This is a genomic window from Kitasatospora sp. NBC_00315 (assembly GCF_041435095.1).
In the GTDB taxonomy this organism is placed as follows: domain Bacteria; phylum Actinomycetota; class Actinomycetes; order Streptomycetales; family Streptomycetaceae; genus Kitasatospora.
The window spans coordinates 1,900,432-1,925,649 of the sequence record NZ_CP108025.1 but is presented as its reverse complement, the minus strand read 5'-3'; the positions used below and the strand labels follow the sequence as shown (position 1 = coordinate 1,925,649).

Genomic DNA, 25,218 nt, shown 5'->3' with positions numbered 1-25,218 from the left:
CGGGCGCTGGGCGACCCCCGCACCCCGCACGTCCCCCACGCATGTCCCGAAATCGATCGAGCCGGAGAGAGCCATGCCTCAGAGTCCGACCCGCACCCTTTCACCGACGCAGCCGTGGCGCGTGCTTCCGGCGGCCCAGCAGCCCGACTGGCCCGACCGGGACGCGCTCGGCGCCGTCCTCGACGACCTGCGGACCTTTCCGCCGCTGGTGTTCGCCCGTGAGTGCGACACCCTGCGGGCCAGACTCGCCGCGGTCGCCCGCGGCGAGGCGTTCCTGCTCCAGGGCGGGGACTGCGCGGAGACCTTCGACGGCGTCTCCGCCGACCAGATCCGCAACAAGCTGAAGACGCTGCTGCAGATGGCCGCGGTGCTGACCTTCGCGGCCGAGGTGCCGGTGGTGAAGATCGGCCGGGTGGCCGGTCAGTACTCCAAGCCGCGCAGCGCGAAGACCGAGACCGTGGACGGCGTCACGCTGCCGGTCTACCGGGGTGACGCGGTCAACGGTCTCGCCTTCACCCCCGAGTCCCGCACCCCGGATCCCCAGCGCCTGAAGCGGATCTACCACGCCTCGGCGGCCACCCTCAACCTGATCCGCGCCCTGGTCACCGGCGGCTACGCGGACCTGCACGACGTGCACGCCTGGAACCAGGACTTCGTCCGGGCCTCGCCGGCCGGCCGCCGCTACGAGCAGCTGGCCTCGGAGATCGACTCGGCGTTCGCCTTCATGCGGGCCTGCGGCGTGGACCCGCAGGAGCTGCGGAACACCGAGTTCTACACCAGCCACGAGGCCCTGATCCTCGACTACGAGAGCGCGCTCACCCGGCCCGACGAGGTCACCGGCGAGCTGTACGGCCTCAGCGGCCACATGCTCTGGATCGGCGAGCGCACCCGCCAGCTGGACGGCGCCCACATCGCGTACGCGGCGGGCGTGAACAACCCGATCGGCGTCAAGCTCGGCCCCACCACCACCGCCGACGACGCGCTGGCGCTGATCGACCGGCTGGACCCGAACCGGGTGCCCGGCCGGCTGACCTTCATCACCCGGATGGGCGCCGACCGCGTCCGCGACCTGCTGCCGCCGGTGGTCGAGAAGGTCACCGCGAACGGCGCCCGGGTGGTCTGGGTGTGCGATCCCATGCACGGCAACACCTTCACCTCGGCCTCCGGCCACAAGACCCGCAGCTTCGACGCGGTGCTCGACGAGATGGCGGGCTTCTTCGAGGTCCACCAGGCGCTCGGCACCCACCCGGGCGGCATCCACCTGGAGATCACCGGCGACGACGTCACCGAGTGCGTCGGCGGCGCCGAGGGCCTGCGCGCCGAGGACCTGCACCAGCGCTACGAGTCCGCCTGCGACCCCAGGCTCAACCGCAGCCAGTCGCTGGACCTCGCCTTCCTGGTCGCCGAGATGTACCGGGGCCGGGGCGGCGTCGCCGGTGCGCCGGCCGGCGAGGTGGGCTGAGTGCAGGGGGTACGGGCGTTCCGTGGCGCCGTCCAGCTCGAACAGGACGATCCGCAGGAGCTGCTGACGGCGGTGAAGGCACTGCTCACCGAGGTGTTGGCGGTCAACGGGCTGAGCCCGGACGACCTGATCAGCATCATCTTCACCGCCACCCCCGACCTGCGCAGCGCCTTCCCGGCGCGGGCCGCCAGGGAGCTCGGCATCACCGAGGTGCCGCTGATGTGCGCCCAGGAGATCGACGTCGAGGGCGCCCTGCCCCGGACGGTACGGGTGCTGGTCACCGCCGAGAGCGGGCTCGCCCGCTCCCTGGTGCGCCACGTCTATCTCGGCGGCGCCCGGGTGCTGCGCGCCGACCTGGCCCCGGCCGGGCGCGAGCGCGTGGACGCGGTGGGCCCGGGGAGCCGCTGAGCACGGCGGGTCCGGCGGCGGGGGAGTCCGTCGCCGGGCCGGGGTTCCGTCAGGGGCTCTCCAGCGCCTAGCGTCCGGGGTGTGACCGATGACCACCGCTCCGCCGTCCCGGGCCCGGCGTCCGCCGCCCCGGCCACCGCGCACCGCTCCCCGGGAGTACCAGGCATGATCGAGCAGCTGCTGCCGCCCACGATGGTCGGCGTCGAGCGCTTCGGGGACGCGGCCGACGCGTACCTCTACCCCGAGGAGGAGCGCGCGGTGGCCGCCGCGGTGCCCAAGCGGCGCCAGGAGTACACGACCGTACGGGCCTGCGCCCGCGAGGCGCTGGCGACGCTGGGCGCCGAACCCGGGCCGATCCTCTCCGGCGCGCGCGGGGCGCCGGTCTGGCCGCAGGGCGTGGTGGGCAGCATGACGCACTGCGCCGGGTACCGGGCCGCCGCGGTGGCGCACCGCGCCGACGTCCTGGCGGTCGGGGTGGACGCCGAACCGCACGAGCCGCTGCGCGACCCCGGGATGATCGAGCTGCTCACCGTCCCGGCCGAGCGGCCGCACCTGCGCGAGCTCGCGGCCCGCCGACCGGAGATCCACTGGGAGAAGCTGCTGTTCAGCGCGAAGGAGAGCGTCTACAAGGCCTGGTTCCCGCTCACCGGTCTCTGGCTGGACTTCCACGAGGCGGAGCTGACCGTCGACCCGATGGCCGGCGTCTTCCGGGCCCGGCTGCTGGTGCCGGGACCGGTGGTCGGAGGGGTCCGGCTGCCGGGATTCGAGGGCCGCTGGCTGGTCCGGTCGGGACTGGTGGTGACCTCGGTGACGGTCACCGAGGAGACCGTCGCGAAGGCGCGTCGCGCCGAGCTGCGCTGAGGCCGCGCGGCCGCCCGGCCTCGAGCCCGGGTCGAGGCGCCTCGGGCCCGGGTCGAGGGCGGCTCGACCCCGCCGGAGCCGGACACCCGCCCGGGGGCCCGGAGCCGCCGCGACGGCCGGCGCCCCGCCCACCGGCCCGCCCGCGGGCCGGCGGGCGTCGGCGCAGCTCACGATGGATCACCAGGCCGCGCAGCGCCCGCCCCGCCGGTGTCCGCGGGGCCGGTTCGGCGGCGCGGCACCCCCGATGGCGCAGAGTGCAGCGAGGTAAAGCTCACATCGGTTAAACCTGCGGCGGGGGGCGTTCCACCCATAGCCTGCCTCCATGACGGTCCTGCCCGAAGGGCTCCCCCTGGCCGCCGAGTTCCCGGACGCAACCCGTGAGCAGTGGCAGCTCCTTGTCGAAGGCGTCCTGCGCAAGTCAGGCGCCTCGAACGTCGAGGGCGTCCTGGCTGAGGACGCCCTCTCCACCGATATCGGGGACGGGCTCCGCGCCCGCCCGCTGTACACCGCCGCCGACGCGGCGGCCGACCCCGGCTACCCGGGCTTCCCGCCGTTCGTGCGCGGGGGCAGGGCCGCCGGGTCGGTGCTCTCGGGCTGGGACGTGCGCCAGTGTCACGCCCACCCGGACCCGCGGCACACCAACGAGGCGGTGCTGGCGGACCTGGAGAACGGCGTCACCAGCCTCTGGCTGACGGTGGGCGAGGGCGGTGTGCCGGTGGACGCCCTGGCGGAGGTCCTGAAGGGCGTCTACCTGGATCTCGCGTCCGTGGTCCTCGACCCGGGCGCTGACTTCGTCGCCGCCGCCGAGCGGCTGCTCGCCGTGTACGCGCAGTGCGAGGTGCCGGCCGAGGCGGCCTGCGGCAACCTGGGAGCCGACCCGCTCGCACTGCTCGCCCGTACCGGGTCGAGCGAGCACACCACGCGGCAGCTGGCCGACGCGGCGGCGCTGGCCGCCACCGCCGTCCGCCGGCACCCGAACCTGCGGGCCCTCACCGTGGACGCCCTCGGCTACCACGACGCGGGCGCCTCCGCCGCGCAGGAACTCGGCTGCTCGCTGGCGACCGGCGTCGCGTATCTGCGGGAGCTGACCGCCGCCGGGCTGAGTGTCGACGAGGCCTGCGGGCAGCTGGAGTTCCGCTACGCGGCCACCGCCGACCAGTTCCTGACCATCGCCAAGTTCCGTGCCGCGCGCCGGGTCTGGGCCCGGGTGGCGCAGGTGGCCGGTGCGGCTGCGGACGCCTCGGCGCAGCGCCAGCACGCCGTCACGTCTCGGGTGATGATGACCGAGCGTGATCCGTGGGTGAACATGCTGCGCACGACCGTCGCCTGCCTGGCGGCGGGGGTCGGTGGTGCGGAGGCGGTGAGTGTGCTTCCGTTCGACGAGGCGCTCGGGCTGCCGGACGCGTTCGCCCGTCGGATCGCCCGCAACACCCAGGCCGTGCTGTTGGAGGAGTCGCACCTGGGGCGGGTGATCGACCCGGCCGGAGGGTCCTGGTACGTCGAGCGGCTGACGGATGAGTTGGCGGGTGCGGCCTGGGCGTGGTTCCAGGAGATCGAGCGGGCCGGCGGCCAGTACGCCGCGCTGCGCTCGGGTCTGGTCGGCGAGCGGATCGCGGAGACCTGGGCCCGGCGCTGTGAGGACATCGCGCACCGTCGTGAACCTGTCACCGGTGTGAGTGAGTTCCCCAACCTGGGCGAGCAGCCGGTGGTTCGCGAGCGGGCGGTGGCGCAAGGTGGTGGCGGCCTGCCGAGGGTTCGGCGCTCGGGGGCCTTCGAGGCACTGCGCACCCGCTCCGACGAGTGGTTGGCCGCTACCGGCGCGCGTCCGTTGGTCTTCCTGGCGGCCATCGGCCCGGCGGCCGTGCACGCCGGGCGCTCCGCCTTCGCCGCCAACCTGTTCCAGGCCGGTGGCATCGCCACCGGGCTCGGTGAGGGGGGTGAACCGGCCGCGTTGGTGGCGGCGTTCGCCGCGAGCGGCGCCCGGGTCGTCTGCCTGTGCTCCAGTGACGGGCTCTACGCCGAGCAGGGCGAGGCCGTCGCGGCGGCGCTGAAGGCGGCGGGCGCGGTGCGCGTGCTGCTGGCGGGCAAGCCGGGCGGGCAGCGGGAGGCGTATCAACGGGCCGGGGTGGACGGGTACGTCTTCGCGGGCTGCGACGCCGTCGCCGCCCTCACCTCGGTTCTCGACGAGATCGGAGCGGCACGGTGATCCCCGACTTCAGTGAGATCGGCCTGGAGGACGAGGCCGGCGCCCCGGGCGCCCCGGGCGTCACCGGCGGGCAGTGGCGCCAGGCCTGGCGGCAGGCGACGGGCAAGGACGTCGAGGAGCTGGTCTGGGACACTCCCGAGGGCATCGGCGTCAAGCCGCTGTACACCGGTGAGGACCTGGCCGGCCTGGACTTCCTGGGCACCTACCCGGGTGTCGCGCCGTTCCTGCGGGGGCCGTACCCGACGATGTACGTCAACCAGCCGTGGACGGTGCGTCAGTACGCCGGGTTCTCCACCGCGGAGGAGTCCAACGCGTTCTACCGCCGCAACCTGGCGGCCGGCCAGAAGGGCCTGTCGGTCGCCTTCGACCTGCCGACCCACCGCGGCTACGACAGCGACCACCCCCGGGTGACCGGCGACGTCGGCATGGCGGGCGTCGCCATCGACTCGATCTACGACATGCGCCAGCTCTTCGACGGCATCCCGCTGGACAAGATGTCGGTGTCGATGACCATGAACGGCGCCGTCCTGCCCGTCCTGGCGCTGTACATCGTCGCCGCCGAGGAGCAGGGGGTCGCGCCCGAGCAGCTCGCGGGGACCATCCAGAACGACATCCTCAAGGAGTTCATGGTCCGCAACACCTACATCTACCCGCCGCAGCCGTCCATGCGGATCATCTCCGACATCTTCGCGTACACCTCGCAGAAGATGCCGCGCTACAACTCCATCTCCATCTCCGGCTACCACATCCAGGAGGCCGGCGCCACGGCCGACCTGGAACTGGCGTACACCCTCGCCGACGGCGTGGAGTACCTGCGCGCCGGCCTGGAGGCCGGCATGGACGTCGACGCCTTCGCACCCCGACTGTCGTTCTTCTGGGCCATCGGCATGAACTTCTTCATGGAGATCGCCAAGCTCCGCGCGGCCCGCCTGCTCTGGGCCAAACTCGTCGCGCAGTTCGAACCGAAGAACCCCAAGTCACTGTCGCTGCGCACCCACTCGCAGACCTCCGGCTGGTCGCTGACCGCCCAGGACGTCTTCAACAACGTGACGCGCACCTGCGTGGAGGCGATGGCCGCCACCCAGGGCCACACCCAGTCCCTGCACACCAACGCCCTCGACGAGGCACTCGCCCTGCCCACCGACTTCTCCGCCCGCATCGCCCGCAACACCCAACTCCTCCTCCAACAGGAATCCGGCACCTGCCGCGTCATCGACCCCTGGGGCGGCAGCGCCTACGTCGAAAAGCTCACCGACGACCTCGCCCGCCGCGCCTGGCAGCACATCCAGGAGGTCGAAGCGGCCGGCGGCATGGCCAAGGCCATCGACGCGGGCATCCCCAAACTGCGCGTCGAAGAAGCCGCCGCCCGCACCCAGGCCCGCATCGACTCCGGCCGCCAACCCGTCATCGGCGTCAACAAGTACCGCGTCGCCACCGACGAACACATCGACGTCCTCAAGGTCGACAACTCCTCCGTACGCACCCAGCAGATCGACAAGCTGCGCCGGCTGCGCGCCGAACGCGACGAGCAGGCCTGCCAGGACGCGCTGCGCGCGCTCACCGCCTCCGCCGAGGCCGGCCCCCTGCCCGGCACCACCCTGGAGGGCAACCTGCTGGCACTGGCCGTCGACGCGGCCCGCGCCAAGGCCACCGTCGGGGAGATCTCCGACGCCCTGGAGGCCGTCTACGGGCGCCACTCCGGCCAGATCCGTACCATCTCCGGTGTGTACCGCGACGAGGCAGGACCCTCCACCGCCGTGCAGCGCACCCGCGAACTCGTCGAAGCGTTCGAGGAGGCCGAGGGCCGCCGCCCGCGCATCCTGGTCGCCAAGATGGGCCAGGACGGCCACGACCGCGGCCAGAAGGTCATCGCCACCGCCTTCGCCGACCTCGGCTTCGTCGTCGACGTCGGCCCGCTCTTCCAGACCCCCGACGAAGTCGCCCGCCAGGCCGTCGAAGCCGACGTCCACATCGTCGGCGTCTCCTCCCTCGCCGCCGGCCACCTCACCCTCGTCCCCGCCCTGCGCACCGCACTCGCCGACGCCGGCCGCGCCGACATCACCATCGTCGTCGGCGGCGTCATCCCCCCACAGGACTTCGACGCCCTCTACGCGGCCGGCGCCGCCGCCGTCTTCCCACCCGGCACCGTCATCCCCGACGCCGCCCACGACCTGCTCAGAACCCTCGCCGCCGACCTCGGCCACGAGCTGTGAGCCACTGACGACGATGGCCAGGGTGATCGATCTGCAGCAGTACCTCCAGGGCGTCCGGGACGGCTCCCGCGCGTACATCGCACGGGCCATCACCCTGGTGGAGTCCACCCGACCCGACCACCGGGCGCTCGCCCAGCAACTGCTGGTGCAGCTGCTGCCGCACTCCGGCAACGCCGTCCGGGTCGGCATCACCGGGGTCCCCGGCGTCGGCAAGTCCACCTTCATCGAGGCCCTGGGCACCATGCTCACCGGGGCCGGGCACCGGGTCGCGGTGCTCGCCGTCGACCCCTCCTCCAGCCGGACCGGCGGCTCCATCCTGGGCGACAAGACCCGGATGGAGAAGCTGGCCGTCGACCCGAACGCCTTCGTCCGCCCCTCGCCGACCTCGGGCACCCTCGGCGGGGTGGCCCGCGCCACCCGCGAGAGCATGATCGTGATGGAGGCCGCCGGCTACGACGTGGTCCTGGTGGAGACCGTCGGCGTCGGCCAGTCGGAGACCGCCGTCGCGGGCATGGTGGACACCTTCCTGCTGCTCACCCTGGCCCGTACCGGGGATCAGCTGCAGGGCATCAAGAAGGGCGTCCTGGAGCTCGCCGACATCGTCGCGGTCAACAAGGCGGACGGTCCGCACGAGCTCGACGCGCGCTCCGCGGCAAGGGAGTTGGCCGGCGCGCTGCGGCTGCTCCAGGCGCCCGACGCGGCCTGGGCACCGCCGGTGCTGACCTGCAGCGGGCGCGACGGCGCCGGCCTGGACGTGCTCTGGGAGCGGCTTCTGCAGCACCGCGAGATCCTCGGCGCGACCGGTGCGCTGGAGGCCAGGCGCCGTGAGCAGCAGGTCGACTGGACCTGGGCGATGGTCCACGACCAGCTGCTCGCCCGGCTCCGGGAGCACCCCGAGGTGCGCCGGATCACCCCGGAGCTGGAACAGCAGGTCCGCGAGGGCCGGCTGACGGCGACACTCGCCGCCGAACGGATCCTCGCCGGCTTCGGCCGCCCGGCCGACCCGGCCTGAGCCCGGCGCGACCAACCCCGGGGGAGGGGAACCGCGCCGCGTCGGCGGGCGTCCACCATCTGCGGGGGCGACGCCACAGGGGGTGTCGTGCTCCGGCACGGGAGATCCACGACGGGAAGCGGCGGCGAGGGCTCCCGGCCGGTCGGCCGGGAGCCCTCGCCGCCGCCTGCGGTCGCGGCGTGGAGAAACGGCCGCGACGGCACACCGTCGCGGCCGCGACAGCGGTGCGTCCCGCACCGCGAGGCAAGGAGCAGGATGAGCAGGGCGCTCGCCGCCGGCCGGCACCACCCGCTGGACTGGCCACTCACGCACGGGCCCGTCCCGTACGCCGTACTCGTGGCGGGCGCGGGCGCGTTGCTCCTGCTCGGCCTCCCGCGCGGCCGCCGGTGGGCGCTGCGGCGGCTGCCCGCGGCGGTGCTGCTGGCCACCGGGCTGACCCTGCTGCTGGACATCGCCGTGGACGACTGGTGGCAGCCCTTCCCCGAGGGGCTGCCCGGCCGGGTGACGGCCTGGATCGGCGTGGCCGTCCTCGGCCTGTGCCTCGCCGGGTTCCGGATGCCCGGCTCGGCCGTGCGCGGCCGGCTGCTCGCGGCCCTCGCCGCCTGCCTGGTCGTGCTGATGGCCTCCTCCCAGGTCAACCGGCTGTTCGACCAGTACCCGACGCCCCGAGTGCTGCTGGCCCCGTGGCTCGGCGGCCCCGGCGCACTGGTCGCCGCCCCGGCCGGCGGCACGCTCGCCGCGCCGCCCGGCAGGCCGCTCGCCGACGTCTGGCGCCCGCCCGCCGACATGCCGGCCAAGGGCACCCTCTCGGCCGTCTCGATACCCGGGCGGCACTCCGGCTTCCGGACCCGCACCGGCTACGTCTACCTGCCGCCCGCCTACCGGACGAACCCCCGCCCGCTGCTCCCGGTTCTCGTCCTGCTGCCCGGGCAGCCCGGCGCGCCGGAGGACTGGGTGCACTCCGGCGCCCTGCAGGAGATGATGGACGGCTTCGCCGCCGGGCACCGGGGCCTGGCTCCGATCGTGGTCGTCGCCGACCCGACCGGATCCCCCTGGGTGAACCAGCTCTGCATGGACTCCCGGCTCGCGAAGGCGCAGACCTACCTCGCCCAGGACGTGCCCGCCTGGGTCCACGCCACCCTCCAGACCGCCACCGGCCGTCAGGCCTGGGCCGTGGCCGGCCTCTCCTTCGGCGGCACCTGCTCGCTCCAGCTGGCCCTCAACGCTCCCGACGTCTACGGCTCCTTCATCGACATCTCGGGCCAGCAGGAGCCCACCCTCGGCAGTCACGGAAAGAGCGTCAGGGAGGCATTCGGCGGCGACGAGAGCGCCTTCGACGCCGTGGACCCGGCCCATGTGATGGCCAGGAAGAACTTCCCCGACACCGCCGGGATCTTCGTGGTCGGCGACCGGGACGGCGAGTTCCGGCCGCAGCAGGAGAGGATGCACGCGGCCGCCGTCCGGGCCGGTGCCGCGGTGGAACTGCAGGTCAAGTCCGGCTGGCACGACTGGACCGTGTTCCGGGCCGGTATCGGTGACAACCTGCCCTGGCTCGCCAGGCGGACCGGACTGCTCGGATGAGCGCGCCGACGACCACCGGCGCCGGCACCCGCCCGGCCGGCGCCCGCCACCCGGGGCCCGTCCACCCCGACGACGCCCCGCCCGGCGCGGTCCGGGTCCACCCCGACGACGCCCCGCCCGGCGCCGTCCCGCCCGGTGAAGCCCCGCCCGGTGAAGGCCCGCCCGCCGGGCTTCCGCTCGCGGCGGCGCCCGAGCGGGCCGACGCCCGCTGGGCGCGGCACGCCCGCCGACTGCGGACCGCGCCGCTCACCCTCACCCTGCTCGCCGCGCTGTGGATCGTCGGCGCGGCCACCGGCAGCCTGCGCACCGGCCCGCCGGGCGCGCTCGCCGACCGGATCGGCATCGGCCTGCCGACGCTGGACGCCGGCCGCTGGTGGACGCCGCTCACCTCACTGCTGTGGTGCTCCGGCATCGGGGCCTACCTCGCCACCAGCGCGCTGCTGCTCCTGGTCGGACCGGTCGCCGAACGCCGCCTCGGGCGCCGCCGCAGCGTCCTCGTGCTGCTCGCCGGGCAGATCCTCGCCACGCTGCTCGGCACCGGGCTGGTGCGCCTGGGCATCGCCCTGGGCGAAGGGTGGACCTTCGACATCAGGGACCAGGTGGTGGCCGGCCCCGGCGCCGGCCTGTTCGTGCTCGCGGCCTTGCTCGGGCGGCGCCTGACCGTGCTCTGGCGCCGCCGGCTGCACCTGCTGGTGGTGCTCGTCCCCCTGGTCTCCACGCTCTACATCGGGCACCTGTGGGGGGTCCAGGAACTCGCCGGCGCGCTGACCGGCCTGGCCCTCGGCGCGGTGCTGCACCGCCACGAGCCGCGCCTGCGGTACGGCTCCTCGCACGGCGAGACCAGGGTGCTGGTGGCCCTGTGCCTGCTCGCCGCGGCGGTCGGGCCGCTGGTCGCCTCGCTCTACGACGACGCCATCGGCCCCTTCAACAGTCTCTCCGACCTGTACCTTTCGCGCGCCTACTCCTCCGCGGAGGTCGCCGACCTCTGCGCCTCCTCGGTGCGGGAGTGCGCCCGGGTGCACGCCGTCCAGGACTTCTTCCACTCTCCGGGCCGGCTGATGGCCGCCGCCGTGCCCGCCCTGCTGCTGGTGCTCGCCGAGGGCCTGCGGCGCGGCCTGCGGGCGGCGTGGCGGATCACCGTCGTCACCGAGCTGATCTGGGCGTTCCTGCTCCTGCGGCTGCTCGCCGACGACCTCTCCGCCCTGGAGCAGCCGGCGGGCACCCGCTCCGTGGTCGAGTTCCTGGTCGAGGCCCTGCTGCTGCCGGTGCTGACCACCGCGCTGCTCCTGCGGACCAGGCACCGCTTCCAGCAGCGGATGGCCCGGCGGGTGGTGCGCCGGCTCGGCGCGGTCGTCGGCGCGGCGCTGCTGCTCACCTCGGCCGTGTACGTCGGTGCGGGCGTCCTGGCCCGGGGCCGGTACGAGCCGGGGGCGACCGCCTGGCGGCTGGTGGCGGAGCTGCCCTCGGAGTACCTCCCGCCCGCCTACGGCGAGTTGCTCGCGGACTACCCGGTCACGGTCGGCGGCGTCGCGCGGGCCCTGGTGACCTACTGCGGCCTGGTGTTCTGGAGCGTCCTGCTGGCCGCGCTCCTGGTGGCCCTGCGCAGGCCCGTGCTGCACGTGGGCGCCGAGGACGCGGCCCGGGCCCGGGCCCTGCTCACCGCGCACGGCGGTGGCACGCTCTCCTTCCTCAGCACCTGGGAGGGCAACCACTACTGGTTCGACGAGGAGGGCCTGGCGGCGGTCCCGTACCGGGTACTGTCCACCGTCGCGCTCACCACCGGGGACCCCTTCGGCGAACCGGCGGCGCGGCGGCGGGCGGTGGCCGGCTTCGCCCGGCACTGCGACTCCCGGGGCTGGACGCCGTGCTTCTACAGCGTCACCCCGGAGATCCGCGCGGCCGGGGCCGAACTCGGCTGGCGTTCGCTGCAGGTCGCCGAGGACACCGTGGTGTCGCTGCCCGAGCTGGCCTTCACCGGCAAGAAGTGGCAGGACGTCAGGACCTCGCTGAACAAGGCCGGGAAGCAGGGCATCGCCGCCGAGTGGTGGACCTACCGGGACGCCCCGGCCGACCTGCGGGACCAGATCCGCTCGATCTCCGAGGAATGGGTCTCGGAGAAGGGCCTGCCGGAGATGGGCTTCACCCTCGGTGGGCTGGAGGAGCTGGAGGACCCGGCCGTCCGGGTCCTGCTCGCCGTCGACGCGCAGCGCCGGGTGCACGGGGTCACCAGCTGGATGCCGGTCTACGAGGACGGCCGGCCGGTCGGCTGGACCCTGGACTTCATGCGCCGCGCCTCGGACGGCTTCCGGGGCGTGATGGAGTTCCTGATCGCCTCCGCCGCGCTGGGCTTCAAGGAGGAGGGCGCCCGCTTCCTCTCCCTGTCGGGCGCTCCGCTGGCCCGCTCCGGCCACGGGGAGCCGCCGACCGCGCTGCAGCGGATGCTGGACTGGATGGGCAAGGTGCTGGAGCCGGTCTACGGCTTCCGGTCGCTGATCGCCTTCAAGGCCAAGTTCCAGCCCGAGTACCGGCCGATGTACATGGTCTACCCCGATCCGGCCGCGCTGCCCAGCATCACCCGGGCGATCGGCAAGGCCTACCTGCCGCACCTGACCGCGGCCCAGGGCGTGCGGCTGATGCGCCGGCTGTCGGCCTGAGCGGGCGGCGGGCGGGGCCGGGACGGCGCCCGCCCGCCGGGGGAGCGGCGGGCGGCTAGCGGCGGGCGCGGGGTGCCCGCCGCCCGCCGGGAGGGCCGCCGGCTCAGCCGTCCGTCTTCTGCTTGATCAGCTTGACCGCGTTGTTCCAGGCGGTCTTCGGGTCGGTGCCGCTCCTCTCGATCGACGGGAGGGCGGTCTCGGTGAGGACGGTCTTCACCGTGCCGTCGTCCTTGCCGATCGGCGCGGGCCGGATGTACTGCGCGGCCGCCGCGTAGATCTGGCCGACGGGGGTGTCGCCGAAGTAGGCGAGCTTGCCCCCCTGGACGGCCGGCTCCTTGAGCCCCGCGACGGTCGAGGGCAGGTTGCCGACCTTGGCGAAGACCTTGGCCTGCTGCGCGGGCGCGGTGAGCCAGGCGGCGAGTGCGGCGGCCTCCTTGGGGTGCGCGCTCGCCTTCGGGACGGTGAGGAAGGCGCCGCCCCAGTTGCCGGCGGCGGGTGCCTGGGCGATGTCCCACTGGCCCTGGCCGGCGTCGCCGGAGTTGCTGCTGATGACACCGGTCATCCAGGACGGGCAGACGACGGTGGCGAACCTGGAGAGGAAGAAGCCGGTGTTCCAGTCGCCCTGGAACTGGGTCAGCCCGGCGGTCAGCTTGTCCTGCGCGGCCTTCACCGCGATGTCCCAGGCCTTCTTCACCCCGGGGCTGTCCTGGTAGTCGAGCTTGCCGGAGGCGTCCGAGTACTGCTGCGGCTCGCTGGAGAGCACGGCGTTGAACAGGCCGCCGACGGAGTCGGTGAAGGCGGTCCCGGCGGGTGCGACGGCCTGGTACTGCCGGCCGACATCGAGGAACTTGTTCCAGTCGCCCTGCCACAGGGCCGCCACCGCGTCGCGGTCGGTGGGCAGGCCGGCCTGCTTGAAGAGGTCCTTGCGGTAGCAGATCGCCATCGGCGCGACATCGGTGCCCAGACCGATCAGCGCCCCGTCGGTGGTGGTGGCCTGCTGGGACTTCCACGGGAGCCAGGCCTTCGGGTCGACCCCGGAGGCCTTGCCGAGGTCGGTGAAGGCGTCGGCGTAGGTGCTGGTCGCCTGGGCGATGTAGCCCACCTCGACGGCCTGGATGTCGGCGAGCCCGGTGCCCGAGGCCAGCTTGGGGCTCAGCGCGTCCCAGTACGTCTGGCCGTCCTGGGTGGCCTGGGCGTGGATGTTGATGTCGGGGTGGGCGGCCATGTACTCGTCGTAGAGCCCGGCCTCGTGGTAGCCGAAGGTGCCGAACTCGCCGACCGTCAGGGTGATCGTCCCGGCGTTCGTCGGCCGCGCGGTGGGGCCCTCGGTGGCCACCGCGGCGGCCGGTCCGTGCTGGAACGCGCAGCCGGTGAGCAGCAGGACCCCGGTGGCCAGGGCGGCCGCCAGGCGTACGGGCCCGCTGCGGGGCCGGGGTGCCGCGCCCGGCGGACGGGCGTGGGGCTGTCGCGGCCGCGGGGCGGAGAGGGGGTGGCTGCTCGGCATGGTGGTTCTGCCTCTCGGACGAGCAAGGAGGTGGGAGCGCTCCCATCGAAGGGTCGGGCAAGCGCCGGAAAGGGTCAAGATCGACGATTGACGTGTTGTCAAACCGTGTCATTGGCATGAACTTGATGTATCACGCCCGTGAATCGGCCGGTCGGGCCGGTGCGCCGAGCGACGCGATCGGGCCGGGCGTCGGGCGCGCGACCCCGTGAGGGGGCACCCGTGACCCGCGCGGAGCCGGAGGACCGCGCCGGAGCCGCCCAGGCGCGCGGAGCGGCCGACACCCGCGCGGACGGCTCCGCGCGGACGCGTGGAGTGGCCGGCCCCGGGCGCCGTGGCACCCGGGGCCGGCGCCGGCGTCAGCCGAGGGAGGAGAGCGGCCCGAAGGTCAGGGCCGGGGAGGCGTTGCGGACCAGGCTCAGCGCCTGCTGCGGCCACCAGACGCCGGCGGCCGGGTCGACCGCCCCGTACTCGGGGTCCACCGGCCCGGCGGTGCCGCGCGTGCAGCTGCCGTCGGACTCACCCGGGACCTTGATCCACAGGTAGGCGTCCAGCAGCGGCACCCCGGTGTTCGCGGTCGGCCGCACACCGAGACCCCGGCCGGGCGGGTTGCACCAGGTCTGGGCGTCCGGGTAGGAGGCGGTCGGCGTCCAGGGCCCCTGACCGTTGCGGCTGGTGTCGATCACGAAGTGCGGCAGTACGGCGTCGGCCGGGACGTGCGAGGCGTACCAGGCGTCGGCGTCGGCGGCCGGCCAGTACTGGTTGGCGCAGTCGCCGGCCGTGGCGCCGGCGGTGTGGCCCAGGTACCAGGCGCACTCGGCGACCTGGGTGCCGTAGCGGATCAGGTCGGGGTCGGTCTGGTAGTTCGAGACGTTGAGGAAGAATCCCTGGGCGCGCGCCATGCCGCCGTCGTTCAGCAGCTGCGCCATGGTGCCCACGTTCTGCCAGGAGCTGTGCCCGCCGTCCAGGTAGACCAGCGCGCCGCTCTGCTGCTCCAGCCGGTCGACGGCGGCGTTGACCTCGGCGAGTCGCTCGGCCTGCTGGGCGGCGGTGCCGCCGCAGGAGGACGGGCTCAGTGCGAGGCCGTCCGGCTCCAGCACGACCACGGTCCGGTGGTTGCCGATGCCCTTGGCCAGGGCGTCGATCCAGGTCGCGTACTGGGTGGAGTCGGCCGCGCCGCCGGCCGAGTACTGCGAGCAGTCGCGGCCGGGGACGTTGTAGGCGACCGCCACCGGCGTGCGGTGCAGCAGGGCCGCCTTGGCCTGCAGTACGGCCATGTCGCGGGTGGTCTGGGCGGGGTCGGCGGTGCCGGTGAACCACTGGGCGACCGGCTGGCTCGCCAGCCGGGCCATCGCGGCGGCGCCCGCCGGATCCCCGGCCTTCAGGTCGGTGACGGCCTGGGCGGCGGCCTTGCCGGTCGGGTCGACGAGGAAGCGGGTGTCGGCGGGCAGGGTGCGGGCGGGCGCGGAGTGGGCGGCCGCCGGGCCTGCCGGGCCCGAGGCGGCGGCCGGGCCGGCGGCGAGGCCGGCCACGGCGGCCACGGTCGCGGTCACGGCGAGTGCCGCTCGGGCGGTGCGGGCGATGCGCATGGGGAAACTCCCGGGTGCGGTTGGAGGGGCGCGGTAGCGGTGCGGTCGCTGGGGCGCCGGGGGCGCTGGACGGGGGCGCTGGACGGGGGCACGGACGGACGGGCACGGATCGGTGGGCGTGCGGCCGGGGCGCCCGGGGCCGGGCCCCGGTGCGGGGCCAGGCGGAGCGGCCCCCGGAGGGTGCCTGGTGCGGGCCCGGAGCGGGCCGGGGGCGGAGCCGTGCGGTGGGCAGGTGCTCCCGGTATCTGGGAGCGCTCCCAGATACCGGGGCAGTGGGCCACCGCGAGGCATCGTGGGGGCGGTGGACCGCCACACATGAAGTCAGAGTCCCGGCGGGGGAGTCAAGTGATCCAGCAGGCTTCAACTCTTGAAGCGGCCCGGCGGGCTCGGTGGCTCCTCGCGGCTCGCGGGGGCCCGCTGCCTCAAATCTCTGAATGAGTGTTCGACGCTTCGATAATTTGATCATCAACGGGGCTCAGGTCGGAGCGTGTTGGCCGGTGGAGCGGCCCGGGCGGGGCGGCCGGGCGGCCGCCCCGGAGCGGGTGCCGGAGCACTGCCGCGGTCCGTCCGCGCGGGCGGCCGGCGCCCCGGCACGGCGGCCCGCGCGGCGGTCGGCCGCTGTTCAGCGACCGTCCGCCCGGAGGCGGGGTCGGGGGTGCACCGTGGGTGCGGAGTGGGAATCCCACGCCCTGGTGTGGTCACGTCATGGCCGCCGTCCCACCCGGGCCGGTCGGTCGGCGGGGGCCGCGCCGGCCGCCGGAGGCCGCTTCGAGCCGACGCGGGCCCGGCGGCCGCCGAAGGTGCTCCCGGCCCGATGGTGCGGGTCCGCCCCAACCGGGTCCACCTGCGCGGATGCCGTCCCGCTCGGTCGCCCGGGGGGCCGTCGGGGGCCGTTCCGGCAGGCCGCCCGCAGGACACGCTCCGGTAACGTCTTGGACTTCATCCCTTGACACGCCTGCCGGACGGGAAGGAACCTTCTCGGCAGACGCATGGGAGCGCTCCCACATTGCAGCCGGACCTGCAGGCCACTTCTGCAGCCGGATCGCAGGTGGATCCACACTCCGGAACCACAGGTCGGTACTCCCGGCGTCCGTACCACCCGAAGTCGCAGTTCCCCAGAGTCGCTGTTTCCCAGCCGGACACCGGCCTCCCGATCTCGCTTCCGCCCCATTCCCGAGCCGCACCGCCGCTGCTCGGACCAAGGAGATGGACATGCGCACGTCCCGTGCCGCCCGCACCACCCGTTCCCGTCGGGCCGCCCTGCTCGTCACGACCGTGCTGAGCGCCACGGCGCTGCTGGCCACCGGTTGCTCCAGCAGTGGTTCGAGCAGCAGCAGTGCCACCGCCGACTCGAATGAGAAGATCACCCTCACGGTCGGTGACTTCGGGACGTTCGGTTACAAGGAGGCCGGCCTCTTCGACGCGTACACGGCCCTGCACCCGAACATCACCGTCAAGGAGAACACCACCACACAGGAGGCGGACTACTGGACCGCCGTCCAGACCCACCTCGCTGCCGGTAGCGGCCTCGACGACGTGCAGGCGCTCGAGGTGGGCCGCATCTCGCTGGCCACCTCCGACGCGCTGAGCGGCTCCTTCGCGGACCTCTCCAAGGCCCCCGGTGTCAAGAAGGAGGACTACCTGGACTGGAAGTGGCAGCAGGCCACCAGCGCCGGCGGCAAGACCGTCGCGCTGGGCACCGACGTCGGCCCGATGGCCGTCTGCTACCGCCAGGACCTGTTCGCCGCCGCCGGTCTGCCCAGCGACCCGGCCGCGGTGAGCGCGCTCTGGGCCGGCGACTGGTCGAAGTACGTCGAGGCGGGCAAGACCTTCCAGGCGAAGGCGCCCAAGGGCACCTTCTTCATGGACTCCGCCACCGGGCTGTTCAACGCCGTCGTCTCCAGCGACACGCAGCAGTACTACAAGGACGGCAAGCTCAACTACAAGGACTCGGCCAGCGTCAAGTCGGCCTGGGACCTCGCGATGGCGGCCGACGCCTCCGGCTCCTCGCAGGGCCTGAAGGAGTTCGACCCCACCTGGCAGACCGCGTTCTCGCAGTCCACCTTCGCCACCACCATCTGCCCGTCCTGGCAGCAGGCGAACATCGAGAAGTACGCCGGCCCGTCCAACGCCGGCAAGTGGAACGTCGCCCAGGCGCCGGCCGCCGGCAACTGGGGCGGCTCGTTCCTGTCCGTCCCGAGCTCGGGCAAGCACGTCGCCGCCGCGCAGGACCTGGTGGCCTGGCTGACCGCGCCGGAGCAGCAGGCCAAGGTCTTCCAGAAGGTCGGCAACATCCCCTCCAACCAGAAGGCCTACGCGCTGGCCGGGGTCACCGACTTCAAGAACCCCTACATCGGTCCGAACGCGCCGACCGGCCAGATCTTCTCCACCGCGGCCAAGGCGATCAAGCCCGCCGAGACCGGCCCCAAGGCCGGTGACCTGCAGAGCGCCTTCAGCAACGGCATCCTGCTGGTCGAGCAGAACGGCAAGGCGGCCGGCGACGCCTGGGCCGCGACGGTCAAGCAGATCGACAGCACCATCCAGTAGCAGTGCGGCGGGCCGCCCGGTCGAGCACCGGGCGGCCCGGCCCCGTCGGTCCCGTACCGGCCCCGTCGGTACGGGAAGCTCCACATCGGTCCCGTACCGGCAGTACGGCGGCTCCGCGCCGACCCTCCTCGGACTCAACTCCGACGTCCCTCGGACTCCCGTCCGGCACCCGGCCCCGCCGTCGTGCTCCGGGTCGGCGGTCCAACGACCCGAAGCCCGGCGGCATCCCACTGGCCCTCGCCAGTGGGCCGAAGGCAGCAAACCACGGAAGGAAGCCACACGTGGCCACCTCCATCAGTGCCCGCGGGAGCGATCCAGGCTCCGCGACGCCCGACCGACCCGACCGCACACCGCCCGGGAGCTCCCCGCGCCAGGCGTGGCGCAGTCGCCTCTACCGCTGGGACACCAAGGGCTCGCCCTACGTCTTCGTGGCGCCGTTCTTCCTGGTGTTCGCGGTGTTCGGGCTCTTCCCGCTGCTCTACACCGGCTGGCTCTCCTTTCACCAGGTGAGCCTCTACAACGTCGACCAGTCCACCTGGGTGGGGCTGAAGAACTACACCGACCTGTTCACCGGGCCGGCCAGTCACTTCTTCTGGAACGCCCTGTGGAACACGATCACGCTGGGCATCCTCTCCACGGTGCCGCAGCTGATGATCGCGATCGGCCTGGCGCACCTGCTCAACTACCAGCTGCGCGCCCGCTCGTTCTTCCGCACGGCGCTGCTGGCCCCGTACGCGACCTCGGTCGCCGCGGCCACCCTGGTGTTCGCGCTGATCTTCAGCCCCGAGAGCGGGATGGCCAACTGGTTCCTCGGCCTCTTCGGGATGGACCCGGTCGCCTGGGAGGCCGGCAGCTGGACCTCCCAGTTCGCCATCTCGGTGATCGTGACCTGGCGCTGGACGGGCTACAACGCGCTGATCTACCTGGCCGCCATGCAGGCGGTCCCCGGTGACCTCTACGAGGCCGCCGCGCTGGACGGCGCCAACCGGTGGAAGCAGTTCCTCAACGTGACGGTGCCGGCTCTGCGGCCCACCATCCTGTTCACCGCCGTCGTCTCGACCATCGGCGCCACCCAGCTCTTCGGCGAGCCCTTCCTGTTCGGCGGCCAGAGCGGCCATCAGGGCGGCACCGCCAACCAGTACGAAACCCTCGGCGTGTTCATGTACGACCAGGGCTTCCGCAACAGCATGCTCGGCCGGGCCTCCGCCATCGCCTGGACGATGTTCGCCCTGCTGCTGTTGATCGGCCTCGTCAACGCCCTGATCGCCCGCCGCCTGCGCAAGTCGCAGTGAGAGGAGGAACCATGACCGCCGTACACCAGGCCGCATCCGGGCCGATGACGTCGAAGGCGCCGTCCGCCCCGGTCGACGCCACCCCGCCCGCCCGGCGCCGCCTCCGCTCGCGGAAGCAGGGCGCGGGCCGCCAGCACCACGCCGGCCCGCTGACCTACGTCGTGCTGATCGTGGTCGCGCTGGCCTCGCTCTTCCCGCTGTACTGGACGCTGGTCGCTGCCTCCACCGACACCCACGCCGTGGTGTCCACCCCGCCGCCGCTGCTGCCGGGCGGCAACCTGTTCAAGAACCTGAACTACGTCTGGCACAACGCGGGCGGGCGGGGCATGGGCGTTGCCCTGCTCAACTCCACCCTGGTGGCGAGCTCCGTCACGATCGGCACCGTCGCGTTCTCGCTGCTGGCCGGGTTCGCCTTCGCCAAGCTCCGCTTCCCCGGGCGCGGCGTCATGATGGGCCTGGTGCTGGCGACCCTCGCGGTGCCGGCCCAGCTCAGCGTCGTGCCGCTGTTCATCCTGATGAAGAACCTGGGCCAGGGAAACCACCTGAGCGCGCTGATCCTGCCCTCGCTGGTGACCGCGTTCGGCGTGTTCTTCATGCGGCAGTACCTGGTCCAGGCGCTGCCGACCGAGCTGCTGGAGGCCGCCCGGATGGACGGTGCCAACTCGCTGCGGGTGGTCTGGCACGTGGTCGTGCCGATTGCCCGGCCGGCGATGGCGGTGCTCGGTATGCTCACCTTCGTCCAGTCCTGGAACGACTTCCTCTGGCCGATCATCGCGATGAACGGTTCCAGCAACCCGACCGTCCAGGTCGCCCTGGCCGGTCTCGGCACCGGCTGGTCGACCGACTGGTCGGTGATCATGGCCGGTGCGCTGATCGGCACCGTCCCCCTGCTGGTGGTGTTCCTGCTGTTCGGCAAGCACATCGTCGGCGGCATCGCCCAGGGCGCCGTCAAGGGCTGAGCCCGAGGCGCCGCCCGGGTCCTCCCCGCCGCCGGCCGCACCCGCAGTCCGCTGCACGACCGCAGTCCCCGCTGTCCCCCTGCACAACAATGGAGTGTCCTCCCATGACAGTCGCGTCCCGTCCCGTCCCGCACAGCCCGGCCGCCGCAGTGGACCAGGAAGGGCAGTTGGCCTTCCCGAGAACCTTCCTGTGGGGCGCTGCGACGGCCGCGTACCAGATCGAGGGCGCGGCCGCGGAGGACGGCCGCACCCCCTCGATCTGGGACACCTTCAGCCGCACCCCCGGCAAGGTGCACGAGGGCGACACCGGCGACGTGGCCACCGACCACTACCACCGGTTCCGCGAGGACGTCGCACTGATGGCCGAACTGGGCATCAAGGCCTACCGGTTCTCGATCTCCTGGTCCCGGGTGCAGCCCACCGGGCGCGGCCCGGCGGTCGAGCGCGGCCTCGACTTCTACCGCGCCCTGGTGGACGAGCTGCTCGCGGCCGGCATCGAGCCGGTCGCCACGCTCTACCACTGGGACCTCCCGCAGGAGCTGGAGGACCTGGGCGGCTGGACGGTGCGCGAGACCGCCGACCGCTTCGCCGAGTACGCCCGGATCGCCGCCGAGGCGCTCGGCGACAAGGTCAAGTTCTGGACCACCCTGAACGAGCCCTGGTGCTCGTCCTTCCTCGGCTACGGCTCCGGCGTGCACGCTCCCGGCCGCACCGACCCGGCGGACGCCCTGCGCGCCGCCCACCACCTCAACCTGGCCCACGGCCGGGCGGTGGCGGCCCTGCGCGCGGCGCTGCCCGCCGACGCCAAGGTCTCCATCACCCTCAACCTGCACCAGGTCCGGGCCCTGACCGACTCGCCGCAGGACCAGGACGCCGCCCGCCGGATCGACGCGGTGGGCAACCGGGTCTTCACCGGGCCGATCCTGGACGGCGCCTACCCCGCCGACCTGCGCGCCGACACCGCCCACCTGCTCGACTGGGACGCCCTGGTGCTGCCCGGCGACGAAGCGGTGATCGCGGCGCCGATCGACGTCCTCGGCATCAACTACTACAGCCCGACGCTGGTCTCGGCCCCGGTCGAGGGCCAGGAGCTCTCGCCCGGCGAGGCCGCGAAGAACGACGCCCACGGCGCCAGCGACCACTCGCCGTGGCCCGGCTCCGAGCAGGTGGTCTTCCACCTGGCCCCGGGCGAGCTGACCGCGATGAACTGGGCGATCGACCCGAGCGGCCTCTACGACCTGATCACCGACGTCGCCCGGCGCTACCCCCGGCTGCCGCTGATGATCACCGAGAACGGCGCCGCGTTCGAGGACACCGTCAACGAGCAGGGCGAGGTGCTCGACCCGCGCCGGATCGACTACGTCCACCGCCACCTGGCCGCCGTGCACCGGGCCATCGCCGACGGCGCCGACGTGCGCGGCTACTTCCTCTGGTCGCTGCTGGACAACTTCGAGTGGTCCTACGGCTACAGCCGCCGCTTCGGCGCGGTCTACGTCGACTACCGGACCCTGGAGCGCATCCCCAAGGCCAGCGCACGCTGGTACGCGCGGACGGTCCGCAGCAACACGATCCCCCCGGTGGAGGGCCTCGCCTGACACCGGGCCGCGGCCGGGGTGCACGGGCGTCGGGGACCACCCCCGCGCACCCCGGCGGGCCGGGCACGGCAGTCGAGGGTCTGCCGCGCCCGGCCCATCCACGTCCGGAGCACACCCCCGCACGCGCGCCGAGGAGAGGCCGTCCGATGGAGAGCCCGAATCCGTTCGTCCGCCCCTGGCAGCCGGCCGACCGGGCCGCCGTCTTCGACATCTGCGTCCGCACCGCCGAGGCGGGTGGCGACGCCCGAGGGCTGTACCGCAACGAGGACGTGCTCCCGCACAACTTCGCCGCGCCCTACCTCGAACTCGAACCCGGCCTCGCCTTCGTGCTGGACGACGGCTCGGGCAACGCCGTCGGCTACGTCCTCGGCACCAGCGACACCGTCCGCTTCGTCGCCGGGTTCCGCGAGCGCTGGCTGCCGCAGGTCGGCCACCTGTACCCGCCGCCGGCCGGCGAGCCCGCGGACGGCGACGAGCTGATGGCGCTGCTGCTGCACACCCCCGAGCGGATGATCCTGCCCGAGCTCGCCGACTACCCGGCCCATCTGCACATCGACCTGCTGCCGGAGCACCAGGGCCGCGGCTGGGGCAGGCTGCTGATGGAGACCTTCCTCGCGGCGCTGCACCGGGCCGGAGCCGGCCGGGTCCACCTCGGCATGGTGAGCGTCAACACCGGTGCACGCGCCTTCTACGACCGCCTCGGGTTCCACGTCGTCCCGGTGCCGGACCCGGGCCCGCTCACCTACCTCGGCCGGGCCACCGCGCTCTGAGAGCCCGGCCACCGCGCTCCGCGGGCCCCGGTCGTTCGCGCCGTTGCGCCGACCGGGGCACGGGGCTTGCGTGCCCGCCCTCGGTGCGCGACGCTGCTGTCGGTGACGACCCCCGCGGACGGCGTGCCCGACTCCTCCCCACCGCCCGCGGAGCGCCGCGAGACACCGGACGAGCGGGCCGACCGGAACCTGATCGAGCTGCTCCAGGAACTGCGGGTGCTGCAGACCGGGGTCCAGATCGTCTTCGCGTTCCTGCTCGGCCTGGCGTTCACCAGCCGCTTCCCGCAGCTCAGCGACTTCGAGACCGGCGTCTACCTCACCACCCTGCTGCTCTCGGTGGTCGCCTCGGCCGTCCTCGCCACCCCGGTCGCCCTGCACCGGGGCCTGTTCCACCAGGGCGCCAAGCGGCGGATCGTCGCGATCTCCTCCCGATTCGCGCTGATCGGCCAGCTCTTCCTGGCACTCGCCCTCAGCGGGTCGGTCCTGCTGGTGACCGACGTGGTGCTCGGCACCGGGGCGGCCCTCGCCGTCGGCTCGGCCACCGTCGCCATGTTCGCCGCCCTCTGGTTCGTGCTGCCCCGGGCGCTGCGCCGCTCCTGACCGCCCGGACACCCCGCCCGCGTGGCCGCGCCGCTTTGGCGCGATCGCCCCGATCGGGCAGGGTGAGTGCGCGAGCACGGACGGGGCGTCCGTCACGGCGGGACGAAGGGCGAGGCGGCGGAGCATGACGACGCGGATCAGCAAGGACACCCGGCTGTGCATGTCCCTGGCGGCCAGGCCGGGTGACTTCGGCACCCGGTTCCACAACTTCCTGTTCGGAGAGCTGGGGCTGGACTACCTCTACAAGGCGTTCACCACCACCGACCTGCCGGCGGCGATCGGCGGCGTGCGGGCCCTGGGCATCCGGGGCTGCGCGATCTCGATGCCGTTCAAGGAGGACGTGATCGCCCTCGTCGACGAACTCGACGCCTCCGCCGCCGCCATCCGGTCGGTCAACACGATCGTCAACGACGACGGTGTGCTGCGCGCCCACAACACCGACTACCTCGCCGTCCGGCAACTGCTCGACACCCACCAGGTGCCCGCCGGGGCGAGCGTCGCGGTACGGGGGAGCGGCGGCATGGCCAAGGCCGTGCTCGGCGCGCTCGGCGACGCCGGCCTCCGCTCGGGCACGGTCGTCGCGCGAAACGAGGCCGCCGGCCGCGCGCTGGCCGACGCGCACGGCTACGCCTGGCGGGCGGAGGCCGGCGGGCTGCGCGCGGACCTGATCGTCAACGCGACGCCGATCGGCATGCGGGGCGGCTGCGAGGCGGACGACCTCGCCTTCGAGACCGCCACCGTCGAGGCCGCGCGGACGGTCTTCGACGTGGTCGCCCTGCCGGAGGCGACGCCGCTGGTGCGGTACGCGCGCGAGCACGGCAAGCAGGTGATCAGCGGGCACGAGGTGCTGGTGCGGCAGGGGCTGGAGCAGTTCGTGCTGTACACCGGCGTGCGTCCGCCGCAGGAGCTGGTGGAGCGGGCGGCGGCGTACGCGCGAGCCTGACCGCCGGTCGCGGCGACCAGGGGTATGGTTGACAACCTCAATGGTCTAGGTTGTTAAATTATGGAGAACCACCGTGCCCGTCACCACCGACCAGGCCGTGTCCCCGCGCCCCCTCGCGCTGCGCCGCGCCCGCGCCCTGCGTGACGCCCTGGAGCCGTACCACGCGGTGATCATTCTCGCCCCGCAGGCCACCGAGGTCTTCCGGGAGATCGGTCTGACCAGCGCCTGGGCGCCCTACTACGCCGGTCGCATCGCGCCGCTGGGCGCCGTCCGTCCGGCCGTGGTGGACGCGGTCTTCTACCACTTCAACCCGCGGATGGCCGCCCGGGAGATCCCGCAGATCTGGGCGGTGACCACGCCCGAGGTAGTCCTGGCCGCCCGGCTGGTCGCCGCCGACCGGGCCCTTCGGGACCTGCTGGGCGACCGGCTGATCGGCTCGGACGCGCTCGCCGACGCGGCGGCCCTGGCCGCCCGCGCGGCGGCCGCCTGCACCGGCTACGGCCGGCCGCTGGGCGCCGCCAACAGCGCGCTGCCGCTGCCCGCCGAGCCGCATCTCGCGCTCTGGCAGGCGGCCACCACGCTGCGTGAGTACCGGGGGGACGGCCACCACGAGGCCCTGCTCCACCTCGGTCTGGACCCGGTCGAGGCGCTGGTCACCATCACCGCCGCGGGCGGCGAGCGGCGGGCGAGCATCCAGGCCCGCCGGGAGTGGAGCGACACCGACTGGGAGGCCGCCGAGCAGCGCCTCGCCGCCCGCGGCCTGCTGGCCGCGGACGGCACCCTCACCCCCGAGGGCCGAACGCTCCGCGAGGAGGTCGAGGACGCCACCGACCGCCTCGCAGCGGCCCCCTGGCAGGCGATCGGGACGGACGACGCCCGCCGCCTGCACGAGGCGGCCGCGCCGCTCGGCCGCCGGATCGTCGAGCGGCTCGGCCTGCCGTTCACGCTGGGCGACTTCCCGGTGGAGTGACCGGGGCCGCCGCCCGGGGAGGCTCCCCGCTGTCCCCGGGCAGCCTCCCGTCCCC

The 25,218-nt window shown here is 73.6% G+C and carries 18 protein-coding genes; 16 read left to right on the top strand and 2 right to left on the bottom strand.

Annotation, left to right across the window (positions count from 1 at the left end; all coding sequences use genetic code 11):
- The first annotated feature begins 73 nt into the window (after positions 1–73).
- The 8 genes from OG823_RS08005 to OG823_RS07970 all read left to right on the top strand — a co-directional run bounded on the left by OG823_RS08005 (position 74) and on the right by OG823_RS07970 (position 12,397).
- The gene (locus tag OG823_RS08005) at positions 74–1,462 is read left to right on the top strand and encodes a class II 3-deoxy-7-phosphoheptulonate synthase (RefSeq protein WP_371478701.1); all 1,389 of its coding nucleotides are present in this window, start codon (positions 74–76) and stop codon (positions 1,460–1,462) included.
- Positions 1,463–1,870, top strand: a complete 408-nt coding sequence (gene aroH / locus OG823_RS08000; protein ID WP_371478700.1) for a chorismate mutase — start codon at positions 1,463–1,465, stop codon at positions 1,868–1,870. It begins immediately after the preceding gene.
- A gap of 165 nt (positions 1,871–2,035) precedes the next feature.
- A complete protein-coding gene (locus tag OG823_RS07995; RefSeq protein ID WP_371478699.1) occupies positions 2,036–2,731 on the top strand; it encodes a 4'-phosphopantetheinyl transferase in 696 nt (231 codons plus the stop codon).
- Between the two features lie 322 nt (positions 2,732–3,053).
- On the top strand, positions 3,054–4,937 hold the full coding sequence (mutA, locus tag OG823_RS07990) for a methylmalonyl-CoA mutase small subunit (RefSeq protein WP_371478698.1): 1,884 nt from the start codon (positions 3,054–3,056) through the stop codon (positions 4,935–4,937).
- Positions 4,934–7,150, top strand: coding sequence for a methylmalonyl-CoA mutase (scpA, locus tag OG823_RS07985; protein ID WP_371478697.1), 2,217 nt, complete (start codon positions 4,934–4,936; stop codon positions 7,148–7,150). Before mutA ends, scpA begins: the two co-directional genes overlap by 4 nt.
- A gap of 13 nt (positions 7,151–7,163) precedes the next feature.
- The gene (gene meaB / locus OG823_RS07980; RefSeq protein ID WP_371478695.1) at positions 7,164–8,162 is read left to right on the top strand and encodes a methylmalonyl Co-A mutase-associated GTPase MeaB; all 999 of its coding nucleotides are present in this window, start codon (positions 7,164–7,166) and stop codon (positions 8,160–8,162) included.
- 255 nt (positions 8,163–8,417) lie between these two features.
- The gene (locus OG823_RS07975) at positions 8,418–9,743 is read left to right on the top strand and encodes an alpha/beta hydrolase (protein ID WP_371478694.1); all 1,326 of its coding nucleotides are present in this window, start codon (positions 8,418–8,420) and stop codon (positions 9,741–9,743) included.
- Positions 9,740–12,397, top strand: coding sequence for a phosphatidylglycerol lysyltransferase domain-containing protein (locus tag OG823_RS07970; protein ID WP_371478693.1), 2,658 nt, complete (start codon positions 9,740–9,742; stop codon positions 12,395–12,397). Before OG823_RS07975 ends, OG823_RS07970 begins: the two co-directional genes overlap by 4 nt.
- Positions 12,398–12,500: 103 nt before the next feature.
- On the opposite strand, the gene OG823_RS07965 is transcribed toward OG823_RS07970, so the two are convergent.
- Positions 12,501–13,901 carry an ABC transporter substrate-binding protein gene (locus OG823_RS07965; protein WP_371478691.1) on the bottom strand — a complete coding sequence of 467 codons (1,401 nt, stop codon included), beginning with the start codon at positions 13,899–13,901 and terminating at the stop codon, positions 12,501–12,503.
- Between the two features lie 356 nt (positions 13,902–14,257).
- Positions 14,258–15,487, bottom strand: coding sequence for a glycoside hydrolase family 6 protein (locus OG823_RS07960; protein WP_371478689.1), 1,230 nt, complete (start codon positions 15,485–15,487; stop codon positions 14,258–14,260).
- Between the two features lie 1,212 nt (positions 15,488–16,699).
- Between OG823_RS07960 and OG823_RS07955 the strand changes: the two genes are divergently transcribed.
- The 8 genes from OG823_RS07955 to OG823_RS07920 all read left to right on the top strand — a co-directional run bounded on the left by OG823_RS07955 (position 16,700) and on the right by OG823_RS07920 (position 25,163).
- Positions 16,700–18,034, top strand: coding sequence for an extracellular solute-binding protein (locus OG823_RS07955; protein WP_371478688.1), 1,335 nt, complete (start codon positions 16,700–16,702; stop codon positions 18,032–18,034).
- Positions 18,035–18,315: 281 nt separating this feature from the next.
- Positions 18,316–19,326 carry a carbohydrate ABC transporter permease gene (locus tag OG823_RS07950; RefSeq protein WP_371478687.1) on the top strand — a complete coding sequence of 337 codons (1,011 nt, stop codon included), beginning with the start codon at positions 18,316–18,318 and terminating at the stop codon, positions 19,324–19,326.
- A 44-nt stretch (positions 19,327–19,370) separates the two neighbouring features.
- Positions 19,371–20,285, top strand: coding sequence for a carbohydrate ABC transporter permease (locus tag OG823_RS07945; RefSeq protein WP_371484353.1), 915 nt, complete (start codon positions 19,371–19,373; stop codon positions 20,283–20,285).
- Between the two features lie 104 nt (positions 20,286–20,389).
- Positions 20,390–21,880: a GH1 family beta-glucosidase gene (locus OG823_RS07940; RefSeq protein ID WP_371478686.1), complete on the top strand. Its 1,491-nt coding sequence runs from the start codon at positions 20,390–20,392 to the stop codon at positions 21,878–21,880.
- 146 nt (positions 21,881–22,026) lie between these two features.
- A complete protein-coding gene (locus OG823_RS07935; RefSeq protein WP_371478685.1) occupies positions 22,027–22,650 on the top strand; it encodes a GNAT family N-acetyltransferase in 624 nt (207 codons plus the stop codon).
- Positions 22,651–22,752: 102 nt separating this feature from the next.
- Positions 22,753–23,250 (top strand): DUF6328 family protein, encoded by a 498-nt coding sequence (locus tag OG823_RS07930; protein ID WP_371478683.1) that lies wholly within the window; start codon positions 22,753–22,755, stop codon positions 23,248–23,250.
- Between the two features lie 124 nt (positions 23,251–23,374).
- Complete coding sequence (locus tag OG823_RS07925) at positions 23,375–24,193, top strand: shikimate 5-dehydrogenase (protein ID WP_371478681.1); 819 nt, start codon at positions 23,375–23,377, stop codon at positions 24,191–24,193.
- Between the two features lie 73 nt (positions 24,194–24,266).
- The gene (locus tag OG823_RS07920; RefSeq protein ID WP_371478679.1) at positions 24,267–25,163 is read left to right on the top strand and encodes a hypothetical protein; all 897 of its coding nucleotides are present in this window, start codon (positions 24,267–24,269) and stop codon (positions 25,161–25,163) included.
- Positions 25,164–25,218: the final 55 nt, after the last annotated feature.